This window comes from Arthrobacter sp. MSA 4-2 (assembly GCF_016405885.1).
Lineage (GTDB): Bacteria > Actinomycetota > Actinomycetes > Actinomycetales > Micrococcaceae > Arthrobacter_D.
The window spans coordinates 85013-100930 of record NZ_JAEKGC010000001.1 but is presented as its reverse complement, the minus strand read 5'-3'; the positions used below and the strand labels follow the sequence as shown (position 1 = coordinate 100930).

At 61.6% G+C, this 15918-nt stretch carries 10 protein-coding genes and 1 pseudogene; 4 read left to right on the top strand and 7 right to left on the bottom strand.

All coding sequences use genetic code 11. The annotated features are described in order from the left end of the window. Positions 1-40: 40 nt before the first annotated feature. Both I6N91_RS00370 and I6N91_RS00365 read right to left on the bottom strand, forming a co-directional pair. Complete coding sequence (locus I6N91_RS00370; protein ID WP_233091277.1) at positions 41-766, bottom strand: hypothetical protein; 726 nt, start codon at positions 764-766, stop codon at positions 41-43. Between the two features lie 292 nt (positions 767-1058). Further along, positions 1059-1643: a hypothetical protein gene (locus I6N91_RS00365; RefSeq protein WP_198809950.1), complete on the bottom strand. Its 585-nt coding sequence runs from the start codon at positions 1641-1643 to the stop codon at positions 1059-1061. 570 nt (positions 1644-2213) lie between these two features. Here I6N91_RS00365 and I6N91_RS00360 point away from each other — a divergent pair. The 3 genes and pseudogenes from I6N91_RS00360 to I6N91_RS00350 form a co-directional block, all read left to right on the top strand. Further along, positions 2214-2945 (top strand): annotated as a pseudogene (locus tag I6N91_RS00360) (HNH endonuclease family protein); the annotation flags it as partial. 263 nt (positions 2946-3208) lie between these two features. Continuing rightward, positions 3209-3289 (top strand): excalibur calcium-binding domain-containing protein, encoded by an 81-nt coding sequence (locus tag I6N91_RS17430; RefSeq protein ID WP_307843196.1) that lies wholly within the window; start codon positions 3209-3211, stop codon positions 3287-3289. Between the two features lie 599 nt (positions 3290-3888). Beyond that, on the top strand, positions 3889-5028 hold the full coding sequence (locus I6N91_RS00350; protein ID WP_198809948.1) for a ScyD/ScyE family protein: 1140 nt from the start codon (positions 3889-3891) through the stop codon (positions 5026-5028). Positions 5029-5103: 75 nt separating this feature from the next. Here I6N91_RS00350 and I6N91_RS00345 read toward each other — a convergent pair whose 3' ends face one another. Then, positions 5104-5844, bottom strand: a complete 741-nt coding sequence (locus I6N91_RS00345; protein WP_198809947.1) for a hypothetical protein — start codon at positions 5842-5844, stop codon at positions 5104-5106. Between the two features lie 134 nt (positions 5845-5978). Beyond that, positions 5979-9098 (bottom strand): DUF3427 domain-containing protein, encoded by a 3120-nt coding sequence (locus I6N91_RS00340; RefSeq protein ID WP_198810172.1) that lies wholly within the window; start codon positions 9096-9098, stop codon positions 5979-5981. Positions 9099-9423: 325 nt separating this feature from the next. On the opposite strand from I6N91_RS00340, the gene I6N91_RS00335 reads away from it, so the two are divergent. Next, positions 9424-11103, top strand: a complete 1680-nt coding sequence (locus I6N91_RS00335; protein WP_198809946.1) for a nuclease-related domain-containing DEAD/DEAH box helicase — start codon at positions 9424-9426, stop codon at positions 11101-11103. A gap of 92 nt (positions 11104-11195) precedes the next feature. On the opposite strand, the gene I6N91_RS00330 is transcribed toward I6N91_RS00335, so the two are convergent. The 3 genes from I6N91_RS00330 to I6N91_RS00320 all read right to left on the bottom strand — a co-directional run bounded on the left by I6N91_RS00330 (position 11196) and on the right by I6N91_RS00320 (position 15029). After that, positions 11196-12275 (bottom strand): hypothetical protein, encoded by a 1080-nt coding sequence (locus tag I6N91_RS00330; RefSeq protein ID WP_198809945.1) that lies wholly within the window; start codon positions 12273-12275, stop codon positions 11196-11198. A gap of 2 nt (positions 12276-12277) precedes the next feature. After that, positions 12278-12970 carry a DUF6308 family protein gene (locus I6N91_RS00325; RefSeq protein ID WP_198809944.1) on the bottom strand — a complete coding sequence of 231 codons (693 nt, stop codon included), beginning with the start codon at positions 12968-12970 and terminating at the stop codon, positions 12278-12280. 259 nt (positions 12971-13229) lie between these two features. Continuing rightward, positions 13230-15029 (bottom strand): hypothetical protein, encoded by a 1800-nt coding sequence (locus tag I6N91_RS00320; protein ID WP_198809943.1) that lies wholly within the window; start codon positions 15027-15029, stop codon positions 13230-13232. Positions 15030-15918: the final 889 nt, after the last annotated feature.

Genomic DNA, 15918 nt, shown 5'->3' with positions numbered 1-15918 from the left:
ACGGAATGCGGGAGGCCAGCCTCAGCCCCGCACGTCCACATCAGTTGATAGCCCAATAGACGCGCGCGTCATTGAGGCTCAAGGACCGCTCCACGAAAAGCTTCCCCTCCGGGATCGCTTCTGGGGGAACGTCCATGCACACCTGGTATGAAGCGGTGCCCGTGTTCTCCAATGTCGGAACGTCGGATGCCGGAAGTGGCGGGACAGCGTCACAGCTAGATGCGTCATATTGCCGAGCATCTGATCCGACGAAGGTTACGTTGAGATCAAGCCACGGGTTTGCTTCCTCAGTGCCCAGATACTGCACTGTGAGGTCGACGAGCACATACTGGCCAGTGGCCGGCTCGTTAAATGAATTTGCCGCCAGGATGGGCTCTGCGGCGTTGAGGTTAACTCCGGTGACAGAGACATCGTAATCCGAGACTTCCCGCTTCTCGCCAATGGCCGCGACGTCCGACGGGGCTTCTTCGGCAGCTGAAGATTTTGGATCCGATCCGCCACCAGTCGCGACGTTCGATGGCTCGGCCCTTGGAGATGTGGTGTCGAACATCGAACCATAGAACGCCTGCGTGCCGAGGACCCCGATCAAGGAGAGGACACTCAGGCAGGTCGCGGTGACCGCCATCCCCTTGGACCCGGGCCGGGAGCGGAAGGCACTCACCACAGCAGCGATACCGAGCCCCAGCGCTAGGAGACCGAGAATGAAGACTAGATTGTTCACTATCGGAACCCAGCACAGCAGCACCGAGATAATCGCGAGGATCAACGCTGTGACGGCAAGCCAGGAAGTGCCGCGACGTCCGCGTGAATCGCCACCATTGTAAGAAGGGTCATCGACCCAAAATTGATGACCCTCTGGAGGCGGCCCCCATGCAGGGTCTGGCTTCCAACCCGGCGGTGGCACCCATCCGGGAGGCGGGGTGGGCCAATTAGGCGGGCTTTGGTACAGCTTTCTCGTCTCGCGTTTTTTACTCACGTGTGGGTCTTTCGTTTCTGCGCCGCATCGATGCTTTCGATTCGGTTGGAGTGAGGGATAAGGGTTAGCGTTTCGGTCGGCATCAGCCGCGTCTGGACATTTTCTTCCAAATGGCGTGATCAATCGACCAGGGAGTGATGTCCAGCTGCGTCGCCACGACCGCCAACAGGGATCGAGCCTCAACCACCGATATGCGGCGCCCCAGGACGTGACCCATCCATTTCAAAACATGCCGGTCCGGCTTCACTTGAAAGTCGTCACCAGCGAGCATCCACAGATAGCCCGTTCGGATGCCCTGGGTTCCGCTGCCCCGCACCTTGTTCAAGCGAGCTTCAACCGATGACGTTCGCTCAACGTCCTTGAGGAGCATGCTCACATCTTCCAAGGTTTGGATGCCTTCAGCGACAAGAATTTGGGCTATCTGGCGGACGGCTGCGCTCTTGAGGATTCCCCCACGAGACGAAGTCCTGTGTCGGCTCCCCAACAGCCCAGCGAATTGATCATCAGAAAGATGTTCTATGGACGATACGAAATCCTTGAGAGGTTGCTCGTCATCACGCGGACTGATTGGACGCTGAAGTGAATCTCCTTCAATGAGAACTTGGTCCAAATTCTGTGAGAGGGCGTAGCGCCGGACAACCGGAACGACCACGGCGTTGTACCTCACTCCGATGGAATAGGTGGCGTCCAATACGCAGAGCGATAGATGAGCCCAGCGGGCAGAGCGTGGTGGTGGCGACAATTCTCAGCGGCTATCAGCTTCTGCATGTCCGTAACAACCGCTTCATTGCCCATTATTTTTCCTCTTAGGTATCGGATGAATAGATGACGTCTAGCGAAGACTAGCGTGGCGAACTGACAAAGCAATAAACTCGATCCCGTCAGCCCGAATCCGAAAGAGAGCAAACGGCCGTGACGGCTGTAGGATGACCAGCGCACAACATTCGCTTTTCAGCTGGGGGACAATCTAATGCGCAAACCTTCCGGGCACAGCCCTGCCTCAAAGCCATTGTCCGAAGGGCCGCAACGGCGCAGGATCGATTGATCCACCTGGATCGTCGTCGGGCTCCTGATCCTCTCCATCGTCATCGCCGAATCGAGCAACTTCCGCGGCGGTGTCCTCGGCTTTGGCGCTCTGGTCTTCCTCGTCACCGGCCTCTACACGCTGGTCTCCGCGAAGCCGTCCTGGCTGCGCCTGCCGGACCGCCGGGCCGCCGGCATCACCATCGGCATCAGCGTGGTGGCCCTCGTCGCTGGTTTCCTGATCAATGCACCGGCCGAGGCTCCCGAAAGGACGGCAGCGGCCGACAAGGCGGCGGCCAGCGCACCCGCGGAGACGCCGTCGCCGTCCCCCACGCCCACTCCCCGGCCGAGCACCACCAAGGCGCCAGCGCCCACCCCGACCCCGACGCCGGACGTCGCCCCTCTCGATACCGACGAGGTGCCTGCCGTCACCGTGCAGGGGACCGTCGCCCCGCAGAGCCAGCCAGCCGCCGGCACCAAGGCCCTCGCACTGCTGGAGACGCTGGCCATCAAGGGACGGACACCGAAGACCGGCTACGACCGGGACCAGTTCGGTATAGCCTGGGCCGACGTCGACCGCAACGGCTGCGACACCCGGAACGACATCCTGAAGCTGCTGCTCTATGACATCGTCTTCGCCAACAGCGTGCCCTGCAAGGTGGCCTCCGGTGTGCTCGACGACCCGTACACCGCGACCACCATCCGTTTCATCCGCGGTCAGGCCACCAGCTCGGCCGTGCAGATCGACCACGTGGTGGCACTCTCGGACGCGTGGCAGAAGGGTGCGCAGCAGCTGAGCCCCGAGCAGCGCATGGCCTTCGCAAACGACCCGCTGAACCTGCAGGCGACGGACGGCCCGACCAACCAGCAGAAGGGCGACGGCGACGCCGCCACCTGGCTGCCACCCAACAAGGCCTTCCGCTGCACCTACGTCGCGACCCAGATCTCGGTGAAGGCGACTTACGGGCTGTGGGTTACCCAGGCAGAGCACGACGCCATGGTGTCCATCCTCGGATCCTGCGGTGCCATGGACGCTCCGACGAACCAGCAGCCTCCCGTCGTCGTCGAGCCGGCCCCCGTTCCGGCACAACCTGAGCCGGTTCCTGCAGCCCCTGCCCCCGCACCGGCTCCCGTCGCGCCTGCGCCAGTCGTGCCCGCTCCGGCACCGGACCGTACTACCCGAACTGCGCTGCAGTGCGTGCCGCCGGCATGGCGCCCATTTCCATCAGCACTCCCGGCTACGGACCCCATCTCGACCGTGACGGCGACGGCTGGGGCTGCGACAGCTGACCCTGCTCAGGCGATGCGCTTGGTCCAGCGCGTAAACGCTTCGCGCTGGTCGGCCCCGTGTCACCACCACTCGTGCCCGCAGTCCGGGTTCTGGCACTGCCAGGCCGGCGTTCCCAGTTCGCGCTCCCCTGTCTTCGGGTTCCGGCGCTCACGCATCTGGATGCAGCAGCCGGCGAACACGGTGTTGGGCATTGTGGCCTGCTGATCGGGCAGGATCATCCCGTAGGCGATGCGCCACGCCCCGGACCGGCAGACCGGGCACAGGCGTCGTCGTCGGGCCCGCGGAGCGCTGGTTGTTTCCTTGGCCGTTTCCATGCGCTCACTGTAGGTCGGCGCACCCACTATTGTTCCTGTCGCCACCGCAAAGATTTTTGTAACCGAAATAGCAGCCGGACCTAGCAGTCGGACAGAATGCCAAGCAGCGTGAATCACACCGCAGTAATACCGTGGACAGTCGATCAGGGCCGTCATAGCATAAAACGACGCCGCCCTTCCGGCTGATGACCGGGGTAGCAGTGCGCCAGTGGGAACCCCACTGCTCGGTTGCTGGGACCGCTTTACCGCGTCTTGATCACCCGCAAAACCTGAGGATTGATCCCATGAAGGGTAATACTGCGCGTCTTTTCAGCACCACACTATTAACCGTCGCCCTCACCGGAACCGGCATTGCTGCCGGCGCGGTCGAGGTCCAGCATCACGGCGGAGGGGCCGTTTCGCCCGGCGAGCAGACGGAGCTTGCGAATTCCCTGGTCGGCCCCCTGCGTGTCGCCGCCGGACCCGGGCAGTCGACCTACGTCACCCAGAACTTCGCCGGGCTGCTGAGCAGCGTCGACGGCAATGGCGTCGTCACGAACCTGGTGGAGCGCCCCAATATCGAAGTGGGCGGCGTCACCACGCACGGGCCGGACACGTACTTCACCGAGAGTGTGGGCGGTCCGGGCGAGACACGGCCGCTGGTCGCCAACGTCAGCGTGCTCCGGAATGGTGCCGTTACGGTGCTCGCCGATCTCGCCGCGTTTGAGACCGCCAACAATTTCGACGCGAAATCCGAGTACGGGCTGCGGAACACCCCGCAGTCGTGCCTGGACCAGCTGCCGCCGCCGATCGCTCCCTATGCGGGACCGCACGGCGGCGAGGTGTATTCGCATCCGTACGCGACGGCGCTGGATCCCACCGGGCACACACTGTTCGTTGCGGACGCAGGCGCGAACGCGATCTTCGCTGTCGACTTGGCGACGGGGGCGGTTCGGTTCATTTCGCTCATCGGGCCCGTTCCGACGGTTCTCACGGCAGCGGATGCCGCCGAGTTCGGGCTGCCGGCCTGCACCATTGGAAAGACCTACAACTCGGAGCCGGTGCCGACGGACATCGAGGTCGGAAAGGACGGCTACCTGTACGTTTCGTCGCTTCCGGGCGTGCCCGAGGGTGAGATGGCAGGGTCGGTCCTCAAGATCGACCCGGCGACCGGTAACGGGGCATCGGTGATCGTTGGCCTCCACACGCCGACCGGCCTGGCGTTCGACGACAAGGGCAACCTCTTCATCGCCGAGCTGATGGCTAACCGCATCTCGGTGGTGCCCGCCGGAACGACCAAGGCCGTGCTGTTCACCCAGGAAGTGCTGCCTGCGGACGTCGAGGTGGACGCGAAGGGCCTCCTCGCGACGACGAACGTGCTGCCGGCGCCGGATGCTCCGCCGAACGGCATGTTGGTGAGGTACGGGTTGGTGTACGGCGGCTGACGCTAGCTCAACGATGAAGCCGCACCTCCCGCCAGCGAAGCGGGAGGTGCGGCTTCCTCATGAACGAAGTAGGACCTAGGAGTGCCAATCGATCGCAGTCAGGACTTGAGTACCCATACGCCGGATGCTTGCATCGACGCTAGAATCAGCTGCCGTGAACTGCTCAAGCTGTGATCGGAGGGTGGACTCGATGCAATCCCAGGATATCCAGCAGACGATGTCGTCGAGGCGGGACATGAGGTCATCGACCGTGAGTCCAACATCGCCCGCACGCTCGAGCACAGCCGGCAAATGACGCTCGATAGCGTCAGCTACGGTGAGATGCCCGAGACCCTTCACCCGTACCGGAGGCTCGACGCCGAAGAGGAAAAGCAAGGGCGAGCGTCCATTTGAGTTCGTGATCACAGCAAGGAGTTCACGGGCCAGTTGCTCCTGTTGGAAGGCGCTGGTTCGGATTCTCTTCGCTTCCACGAGGGCAAACACGTCCGGCGTGGTGATGAGCGCATCGGGTTGCACCACGAATCGGGTCGAGATTGCTTGTGCCGGGTTCACGTGCAGGTCGCCGGACAGCAGGGACATCTCGGCCGACTCTGCCTGCAGCGCGAGACGAGAGCGTGCGCCTGCAGCGCCACTGCTCGCACGGATCACCTCACCGAAAAAGTGATCCCGAGGCAACAGGTCGAGGCCGCCGAGCACTTCCGCGGTCAGGACGTTCTCCATCCCCCGCCCACCCATGCGGTACTTCACCGCTTTTTCCCACGAGATCTCCTCGAGGAGCCTCGCAATCATCGAGGACGGCAGGGCATCCGGTTCCATTTTCAATCCTTCCTCAATAGCGTGCCGGTCTGCGGAGGCAATCGGCGATCGGCGCCATCGCCCCTCCCCGAAGCTCACAAACGACCGTTCATGACAGATCGCATCAAGCAAGCAAGCAGGCGAGGCGGTGGGCGTTACTGGGCAACAGCCGCCGCAACTGAATAGACGTCCCCAGGCATCGGCCGATGCAGCTTCCAGGTGATGGCGATCGGCTTCTCCCCCTGATGCTGCACGTAGTCAACCTGCCCCAGGCACGTGTAAGGGACCGTCATGCCGGTCTCGTCCTCGGCGGCATCCCGGGTAAACAGCACGATGCTGGACCCGTGGGCGGCCCGATCCAGGTACCGCCTGCCCGTCGGACTTCCCGGCGAAGTCGCATTCTGCGACTCCCAATGGAACAACTCCGGACTGATGGCGTAGTCCCGGTACATGGTCGTCGCCGAGTGGTTCCTGTCGTCCTTATTGAGCGTCACGAAGAACGCATCCGTCGAGGTCGCCGAACACCAAGCCACGCCTTCCCGATGCTGCACATTCTTTCCGAGTTCCAGCGACCCATACTCCAGCGCCGCGAGGATCTCCTCACGACGATAGGTCGCATGCGACAGGAGTGGGATGTGTTGCAGGCCAGCCCCGAGCCCTTTGCCCGCATGCTTTGACGCGGCGACTCCAAGCCTGACCACCTGGCGGATCTCGCTGCACACGAATTCGTAACTCCGCAGGTGGTCAAGGCCGGCGTCGTACGAGGCGAATCCTCCGCCGTCGTCCCACAGCGTGTAGAAGAGCATCCGGGCGAAGCTCTGCTCGCGAGGTCCAAGATCGGCGTAACGCGGAGCGTTCCTGTCAACGAGCATGACGTATGCGTCCGCGCGCTCCGGATCGTCAACATGGATAAGCGCAGCCATCCGTCCGAGCAGCTTCTTCTCTGCGGCATCCGACAGCTCGAAGATCCGGCCACTCAAGGCTGCCTCGGCCGGCGAGTACCCCTCGATCAAACCCACCTGGCGCAGATATCCCGTCCAGGAATCTTTCGTCGACCGGTAGATGGTCTTCACGTCATTGCCGGACTGGTCCAGGTAGTCCGCCAGCTCGGTCCGACCGTAGGAGGCGATGTCACGCACGAGCTGAGCCCGGTTGAAGCGCAACTGCGCCTTGATGTTGTCCAGGACGACCTTCTGGGCCACCCGGTCGAGCACGATCTGCGATCCGGACGGCAGGAATGGAAACTCCTTCTCGACGGCCTTCTGGAGTTCTTTGCGCCCGTATCCAGTCAGCGCCCGGTACCGCAGATCGAATCGGAACTCACGCCGCTGCTGACCGATGAAGTCCATGACGGTCAAAACGGATTTTCCTTCCGCCCGCCGGAGCCCCCGGCCCAACTGCTGAAGGAAAACTGTAGCGCTCTGCGTCGGGCGCAGCATCAGCACGGTATCCACCTGCGGAAGGTCCAGCCCTTCGTTGAAGAGGTCCACGGTGAAGATGCAGTTGATTGCCCGTTCGCGGAGCCGTCTCAGGGCCGCGGCGCGTTCGACGTCGTTGGTCCCGCCGTCGATTGCAACGGAAGGAATTCCCGCCCGGTTGAATACCTCGGCCATGTAGCGCGCATGTTGCACGGAGACGCAGAAACCGAGTGCGCGCATCTGATCCGTGGCAGTGACCTTGTCCCGCAGCTCCCGGATAACCTTCGCCGCGCGGGCGTCATTGCCGGTGTACAGGCGGTCGAGCTGCGCCGTGTCGTAATTGCCGCGCTTCCACTCCAACTGACTCAGGTCGACGTCGTCGGAGACACCGAAGTAGTGAAACGGCACCAGTAGGTCCGCGTCGAGGGCGTCCCAGAGTCGAAGCTCGCTGGCGGTGCGTCCGTCAAAGAACTGCTTCGCGACGTCGACGCCGTCACCGCGTTCGGGCGTTGCCGTCAGCCCGAGGAGCTGCTGCGGGTGAAGGTGGTCAAGCACCTGCCGGTAGGTGGGCGCCATCGCATGGTGGAACTCATCGATGACGACGACGTCGAAATAGTCCGGCGCAAACTGCTGAACTCCTGAAGATGCGAGGGATTGTACGGAGGCGAAGACGTGCTTCCACTGCTGGGGCTTGTGCTCACCAACGTAGAGCTCGCCAAAGGTTCCGTCCTTCATCACGTCGCGGTAGGTTCGCATCGACTGCCTGAGGATTTCCTGGCGATGCGCCACGAACAGCAGCTTCAAGCCGCGGCCGGCGGCCTCGGAGAGACGCTTGTAGTCCAGTGCGGCAATGACCGTCTTTCCGGTCCCTGTAGCGGCAACCACAAGGTTTCGGTTGAAGCCCTTGAGCCGCTCCGCTTCCAGGTCTTCGAGCATTTCCTCCTGGTGGAGGTAGGGCTGAACTTCCAGGCCGGTGGCGGCGTCCGGGGCGGCGGTGCGGCGGCCTCCGTTGCGTTCCAGGGCCGCGTCGAGCTTCTCGCCGTCGCGTTCCGGGTCGTAGCTCTGGAATGCACGCTGCTCCCAGTAACTGTCGAAGGTGACCTCGAACTTCTTGAGCAGCGCAGGTGTGCCGACCGAGCTGAGCCTGACGTTCCATTCCAACCCGTCGAGCAGTGCCGCCTGGCTGAGGTTGGAGCTTCCGACGTAGGCGGTGTCGAATCCCGAGTTTCGGCGGAACAGCCAGGCCTTGGCGTGCAGCCGAGTGGCCTGCGATTCGTAGCTGATCTTCACCTCGGCGCCGTACCTTGTGACGAGCTCGTCAATGGCGCGGCGTTCGGTCGCACCCATATAGGTCGTGGTGATCACCCGCAGAGGAACTCCCCGTTCCCGGAGCTGATCGAGGGCGGGTTGGAGGAGCCGGAGGCCGGTCCATCGGACGAAGGCACAGAGGAGGTCCACGGTGTTCGACGACTCCATTTCGGTGCGGAGTTCCGCCGCGAGATTGGGGTCGTCCTTGCCGTTTGTCAGGAGTGCCGAGTCCGAGAGGGCGGTGGTGGGACGGCGCAGGTTCCGGCGCTTGAGGGTGTCCGGGACGCACAGGGAGCGGAGTTGCTGGGGGCCGTCCTCGATCCGGTCACCTGCCTCGAGCGAGTGCAGAATCCTGTTCGCCAAGCCGACGCGGTCCTCGGGTCTCGCCGCCTGGAGTTCAGTCCGGACGGCCCTCTCGATGTGCCGGGACATGAGTTCGACCGCATCGTCAGCGTCGACACTGTCGATTCGCGGTTCCAACTCGGGCGACCCTGCCAGCCGGGTAGCGAGTAGCTCGGTCACCAGCGATTCATAAAGACCCTCCGGCAGCTTCCCGGCGGCCACTCCCCCATTTAGTTCATTCACTCGTCCAGGCTAATCGATTGAACTGACGCTTCTGCGCGGGCCCCAAAGGGAACTATGGCGTGATGCGAGCATTCGGACCATAGGGTCCGAGTATCTACTGACCGAATGTCGTAGCCGCGACATTCATATTGCAAGTTCTTCCCGTTCCATAGCTTCGACAAGAACAGGCAGTGATCGTCAGTCGAACTCGAGAAGCGGTTACACACATTCCCGAGCACGCGACGTAGAAGACGGGAAACGAGCATGCGCCGTGCGAGGATAGCTGCCGGGGACCTGCGAGAGGTGGATTATGCGCTGCATTCCAGAGCAGCCTGAATTCGGTGATCATCAATCAGCCGAAAGAGTGGTGTGGGACAAACTCCGGAGAAGTTTGCCGGACGATGCTGTACTGGCGCACTCTGTCCTGGTGCGGCACGGACGGGCCGAACATGAAATCGATCTTCTGGTGTTTTGGCCCGGGGTAGGTTTGGCCGCCATCGAAGTGAAGGGCGGCCGCATCAGCATCGAGGACGGCCAGTGGTACCAGACGGGTAAAGAGGGTCGTCACGCGATCCAGAGCCCGGTCGCCCAATCGCAGGGCTCGATGCACGCGTTTCGGTCATGGATGGAGCAACAGCTTGGTACACGGCTCTCCAGCAGGTTCGCCTACATGGTGTGTCTGCCATACACGCCGGTGCCTCCCACCTGGGAGATGGCAGGTTGCACACGCACCCTGATTCTCGACCAAGATGATCTGGCCGCACCGGCGCCTTTGATCCGCAGTGCGATTGAGAAGGAGGGAGGCGGCGCTAACACGCTAGCCGTGCCCTTCATGAACCGCATGGTGGACAAGCTATCCGGGCGGCTTGAACCCGACGCCGGTCCCGCCATCGGTCACAAGGAAGCGGAGGATGCTCAGGATCATCTGACTGAACGACAGGCCGTTCTCCTTGCTGCAACCCGGAGTCTGCCCCGAATACGTTTTGTCGGTGGTGCCGGCAGCGGCAAGACCTGGATGGCGGTCGAGAAGGCCCGCCGTCTCGCCAGGGAAGGCAAACGAGTTGGCCTTTTCTGCTACAACAAGGGGCTTGGGTTGTACCTGCAGGATCAGTTAGACAGCTGGCGGCAGGCCCGACCGGTCTTCACCGGAGAGTTTCACGAGTACGCCCGGCGCCTTGGGGTACCAGACGGCATGGGCCAGACCTACTTCGATGAAGAGATGCCAGCTCTCCTCAAAGCAGTTGCGGCCGAGATGCCCCCCGGGGACAAGCTGGATGCCGTTGTCGTGGACGAGGCGCAGGACTTCGCACCCCTTTGGTGGGACGCACTGTTGAACTGTATGAAGGACCCCGCAGCCGGTGAAGTGTTCGCCTTCATGGACGATCAGCAGAACGTCTACCGTCGTTGGGATGGCCAGCTTGCGAGTGCGGGACTTGGGCTGGGCGCCAACCTTGTGCCCATTCATGTCGACGAAAACCTGCGGAACACTAGAAGAATCGCCGAGACTTTTCAAGCCTTCGCGGGAGAACACTTCAGGCCTCGGGGCAGCACCGGACTTCCCGTCCGGCGCGTGGAGTGTTCGTCGGAGGAGGCACTCGATGTTGCGGGTGATTGCGTGGATGCACTGATCGATGAAGGGTGGGCGAATAATCAGATCGCACTTCTGACCACCAAGCATCGCCATCCCGAACATCAGCGGCACTTCGATCACGGGACAACAGCCGACTATTGGCGCGAGTTCCATAAGGATGAAGCCGAGTTCTACGGCCACGTGCTGGGATTCAAGGGCCTTGAGCGCTCAGTCATCATTCTGTGCGTGGATGGCTTCAAGGAACTGGACCGAGCACCGGAGCAGTTGTACGTCGGGCTGTCACGCGCACGGAGCTTGCTCGTCGTCGTCGGAGACTCAGCACTGTTGAGGAAAGCCGGCGGTCCAGAACTTGCGCGGGTGTTGTCGAGCGCACAACATTGGAAGCCGATGGTGGGGTAGCCAGGAACATTGAGCCGATCACCCAACTGGCGCTCGTTCCAGCCCTCCTTGTCGGGCGGTTGAGTCCCAGGACTCCGTGCACAAACAATCTCCTAGGCGGACCTCAGCGCGGCGAGGACAGAGACGAGCTCCTGTAGTGAATCGGCGGAAATGTCGGCAAGCGGAACGTTCGGTCGACGCTTGCACTGCGACTCTCTTAGAGCCGCCGCCGCGGCCTGAAACTCCTCGATGTCCGACAGGCGCTGCAGGAAGTCTTCGAGCCGTTTGAGGTTGTCCTCAGAAGGTGCCACTTTCGGCACCCGTGTGAGGCTCAATTCAATGGAGGTCGAGCCCGTCGCGTAGTGGTAGACGTACACGGACCCGGTCCTGCCGGTGTCATCCAATGCAATTTGAAGGGATCCGGCTGGGATGCTTTTCGCCCGTTTTGCCGAGCCCACGAACGGTATGTCATGGCGTCGTGCCTCCTCCAGCAGGAAGTCAAACTTGGCCAAGTTCGCCGGATCCTTGGCAGCAATCCACGAACGGCACTCGACTTCCGTCCAACGTGCCCGGGACCGCTCAGAGTCGGCTGCTTTCGCGCCGGCCAGCTCCTCGCCGTAGGTCATTGGCAAAAGGATTTCGGTGTGCTCAGTGATCATCCGCTTGTACTCAACGGCAATAACGGAGGTTGCCGGCCCTGACGTTGCGTTGAGGTACTCGACAATTCGCTTCAGATCCGAATTGATAGCATCCACTGCCAAGACGATATTGAACCGTCCCTCTGCAAGGTTCGCCGCAACGGCAGTGGCGAAGCCAGGTTCCACGGACACCATGCTGTCGGTGAGGCTCTTACCCGTGCGTTTGAACCAGCGTTCCTCGAACTCGTCCATCGACATCCGCCAAAAGGCGGATGCATAGTCAAACATCTGCCCAATGATCTCCCGGCGCACCTGCCGGTTCGACGCGAGTTTGCATTCGACGATAGTGAGACCGCCAGCCTGATCAACAACGATCAGGTCTGCCGGACCAACACCGGACTGGAACTCTTTGCATGCAACCCCATCGTCGCCGACGCCGGGGATGAGACTTGGGTGCTCGGCGAGAATCTGTTGAAGATCGGCTTCCCTTGCGTAGACGGACTCCTTCGGCTCGAGCCAGCTGCCGCCGTGTGGCCGGGTAAGAATGCCAGCCATGGTTAGTTCTCGGCCCCAACGACGTCGTCGTCATCGTTAACCGGTTCGAGTCCGAGTTCGATCCCGTGCATCCACAACACGATATCCATGACCCTCAGCGCCGAAATGTTTGCCGGCGCCTCCGCTGCACGCCGGATAACCTCAAGACGTGCAGGCAGACCGGACTCATCATTGAGCGCGGCATGCCAGGTCGTCCACTGCCCGCCGGAATGGTCGAGACCCATCAGCGGCCGCACAACCGAGTCGTAGATAGGAATAAGCCGGGGCCGCTTGCGGGCCATGATCTTGCTTGCCCTCGTCGGACCGATTCCCCACCTGCCGTACTTCCCGCCTCGGAGTACATGCCACAACTGGGATGCCGGGCTATCCGGAGAATTGAGTGCATCGATGTCTGCATCCCACAGGTCAAGGTCGACCGGAATCTGTTGAAGCAATTCATTGATCTCTTTTGCGTGTTTTTCGAGCAGACCAATCGCTGCACGTCCCTTGATGTCGACCGAGAGAAACGACACCGCCACGAGGTCGTCAGCCGTGATGCGATCGGCGACGCTAGGATGGTCCCCGCCTCCTGCCCAATCATCGAAGCGCGTCCCGGTGCGGGGGTTGGTGTTTCCCCCCAGTGGGAGGTAGTAACGGCGCACCAAGGCAGCTGCTTCGGCAACATGGTCGGCATCGAGGATTGCGGGGTAGCTCATGTGTGGCTCTTTTCGATAGTTGCGATAGAGAGAGTACTGAGAGTTCAGCGAGCGCCCCGAACTCATTGAACCGGACGCAAGTCAGGCTCGACCGGATGATCTGCTGGGCCTGATCAAGGATGCCAACGAGACCGGGCCGCTCGATCTGCGGCCGTGATCACCGTCAGAGTGAAGTCTCGGTACGGCGTAAGTCGTGGCTCATGGCTTAGGCGAACGGCGAATGAGCAGTGGCACGACGACGTCCTCATAGAACGCAAGGTCACTGCGTCGGACCCTGTGTCTCTTCAGGCGCGCTCGGTTCGAGACCGTTGTCCCGGAGGTACCTGAGCGCCCGATCCAGCGCGTCGATCTTCCGCTTCAACTCTTTGAGCGCAGCCGCCGCTTCATCCGAGAATTCGTCGAGCCGCGCATACTTCCGACGCACCTCGATCTCCGTCTCAACCAGAATCCTCCACAGAGATGGGTCGGGCTCGAGGAGCTGAAGTCGTCGAAGGATTGCAGCAGCTAACCGGCGCTCGACGACCGCTTCCAGAGTCTCGGCGGTCGTCCCAGTGCTGGCAAGGCTGTAGGCGATCCCCCCGCCACCGGCTGTGACCAATGTGCCCGCTGTTATCAGCCCTCCGATCATTCCCCCGGGCCCGAAGCTCGCCAATGCACTGGTGATGACAGCAGCCCCCGCCAGCCCGGCGCCGGCTGCGAGTGCAAGTCCTCCTGTTGCCACTACGATTGCTGCCGCTCCCGCGCCCATCGCGCCCCACTTGATCCAATTCACACCACCCGCAGTCAACGCCTCTTGTGCAAGTTTTGCCGCTGTGAACACATCGGCGCCATACTGACTTCCAAGCCCCATTTCGGCAGCGAGATCCTTCATCGTGCCTCTCCAAAATTCCTTGGACAGTGAAATTTCGAAAGGCTTGATGACATTTTCCGCCGCGAGGACGGTCAGCAGGACCACTGCCTCATCCTTCGAAAAATGGCGGCTTGGAAGTGGCTCTGGCACTTTCGCATGAGAATCAGACACGTCAAAAGCGAGGCGTGCAACCGTTGAGGGCGTAGCCCTGCCCTCCGCGAGATTTCGTTGTTGGAGTTCACCGACTACATCTGCCTGCACCTGTCGAAGCGCTCCGGAAAAACGGTCGAGTTGATCACCCGACAGTCTGGTCTTCATGAGATGGGCATATCTCAGCGCCAGAAGGGCAAACAACTCGGCGGCATCGAGAGGAAGATCTGGGTCTTGGTCGATTTCGGCTACTTCACGAGATCGAGACCCGAAAAGAGCGAAACCGATGGCTTCGCCCACGGCTTCATCAGCCAAGTACTCCTGAGCCGCGTGAACCCTGGGACTCACCTTCGTCCGAATCCGGAAGTCGAGCATCCACGGAAATACGGAGGAAACTCCCCGGTGGGCAGCGACGGGGTCATGACCATTCCAGAAATTAACCCACCAAACCAGGTTCGTCGGCGGCTCCTTGAGCGTCTCCTTGAGTTTGTCAACGTCGAAGCTGCCGTTGGCGAGTGGACTTCCAATAGTCACCATCCCGGTGACTTTGAGGCCAATCGGCAGCCGACGTACGAGATCGGCTGCGATAACAGATCCGAGGCTGTGTCCGACGATCACGAGGTCACCGGACTGAGGAAGCTGCTCGAGGATGCGGTTCAGCACCTGAGCACGAATCTGGACATTACCGATGTAGTTGCGCGCTTGAATGAAGGGAGGGAGTCCGACGGCGAAGTTGACGACGGCGTCGCCAGCGAATCGACCACGGCCCCGGTCATGCTGTCCCAGCCTAAACTCGATAGCACCAGTTCGACGCTCGAATTCACGACGGCTCTGCTTAGCTGCATCGCGGGAAGGCTCCTTGATTGTCACCTTCGGCAGGGGTCGGTTATCGTCCGAACCCCTGAGTAGGTGCGCGTACTTCGGCGCTAATACTCGTTCCTTACTCAGAGAGGGATAGCCCAGGTGAACGAGGGTGTCTGTAAGCCGACTGCTCCAGATGTCTTCTGGATCACCATCCCCGACGCCATGCAGGAACAGCAGAAGAGGTTGGTTCGACAAGGAGACTCCATTTCTCGCTGCTCGTGTGAGCTGAGGTTAAGTTGGTGGGGCTGCTCGCTAAGAATAGCCATGCGGTTCTGCATGAACGGCAACACGCTTATTGGCAGTCGAGCTGCGACGACCTGAACCTTCATTACAGGTTGCCAATTGCGTAGTCCATTCTCGAGACATACCCATGCGCGACGTGGAGGGGGATGCGTTCCTGCTCCACCCGGTATGGGCCGCCCCACAGCAGTCGACTGCCGTCAGGCGGCGTGTCACAAGATGGCCCAGAGAGCCACGGCGAACGAGGCTCCGAGCAGCAAGCCCATTAGGAGAAGCGTCAAGCAGCCGCCAAGGGCGGTCGCAGAGTCGCTCGTGGGCCGGGACGGACTCGGCGGCGGAGCCTCATTCTCGCGGACGGGATCGGGCACGGGAGTTGAGGCTGACTCCGAAGACGGGGTGGGCCCGGAAGACGGGGTGGGCCCGGAAGACGGGGCGGGCCCGGAAGACGGGGTGGGCCCGGAAGACGGGGCGGGCCCGGAAGACGGGGTGGACCCGGAAGATGCGGGGAGCTTGCGAATTACGATCGGGGGGGTCAATACCTGAAGACGCCGCATATTCACGTATGACAACCGCTGGCCATCCTCTTTGAACGGAATCTGTCCTGGTTCGAAGATGAGGCCTTGCGAGATCACCCAGATCTCGGAGTCATGGTCGGCGCCGGGATATCGAACGAGGATCGAGGTGCGTCCCTTGTCCGGCCAAGAACGCGTGGCCACGAACGCTTCGATCCGAGATTCATCACCGTCGCTCAATGAGCGAGTTGGTCGGCGATTGGCACGTCGCAGTTCAGCCTCGTCGAATTCAGGGGTAACCATATGACGACTACCCGGGACAATAGTGTCAA

What these genes read in the sequence shown, in the direction of transcription:
- I6N91_RS00345 (WP_198809947.1), bottom strand. Translation starts at nt 5,844, where the DNA reads ATGGAACCGGATGCCCTGCCGTCCTCGATGATTGCGAGGCTCCTCGAG.
- I6N91_RS17430 (WP_307843196.1), top strand. Translation starts at nt 3,209, where the DNA reads ATGGCGCCCATTTCCATCAGCACTCCCGGCTACGGACCCCATCTCGAC.
- I6N91_RS00350 (WP_198809948.1), top strand. Translation starts at nt 3,889, where the DNA reads ATGAAGGGTAATACTGCGCGTCTTTTCAGCACCACACTATTAACCGTC.
- I6N91_RS00325 (WP_198809944.1), bottom strand. Translation starts at nt 12,970, where the DNA reads ATGAGCTACCCCGCAATCCTCGATGCCGACCATGTTGCCGAAGCAGCT.
- I6N91_RS00330 (WP_198809945.1), bottom strand. Translation starts at nt 12,275, where the DNA reads ATGGCTGGCATTCTTACCCGGCCACACGGCGGCAGCTGGCTCGAGCCG.
- I6N91_RS00335 (WP_198809946.1), top strand. Translation starts at nt 9,424, where the DNA reads ATGCGCTGCATTCCAGAGCAGCCTGAATTCGGTGATCATCAATCAGCC.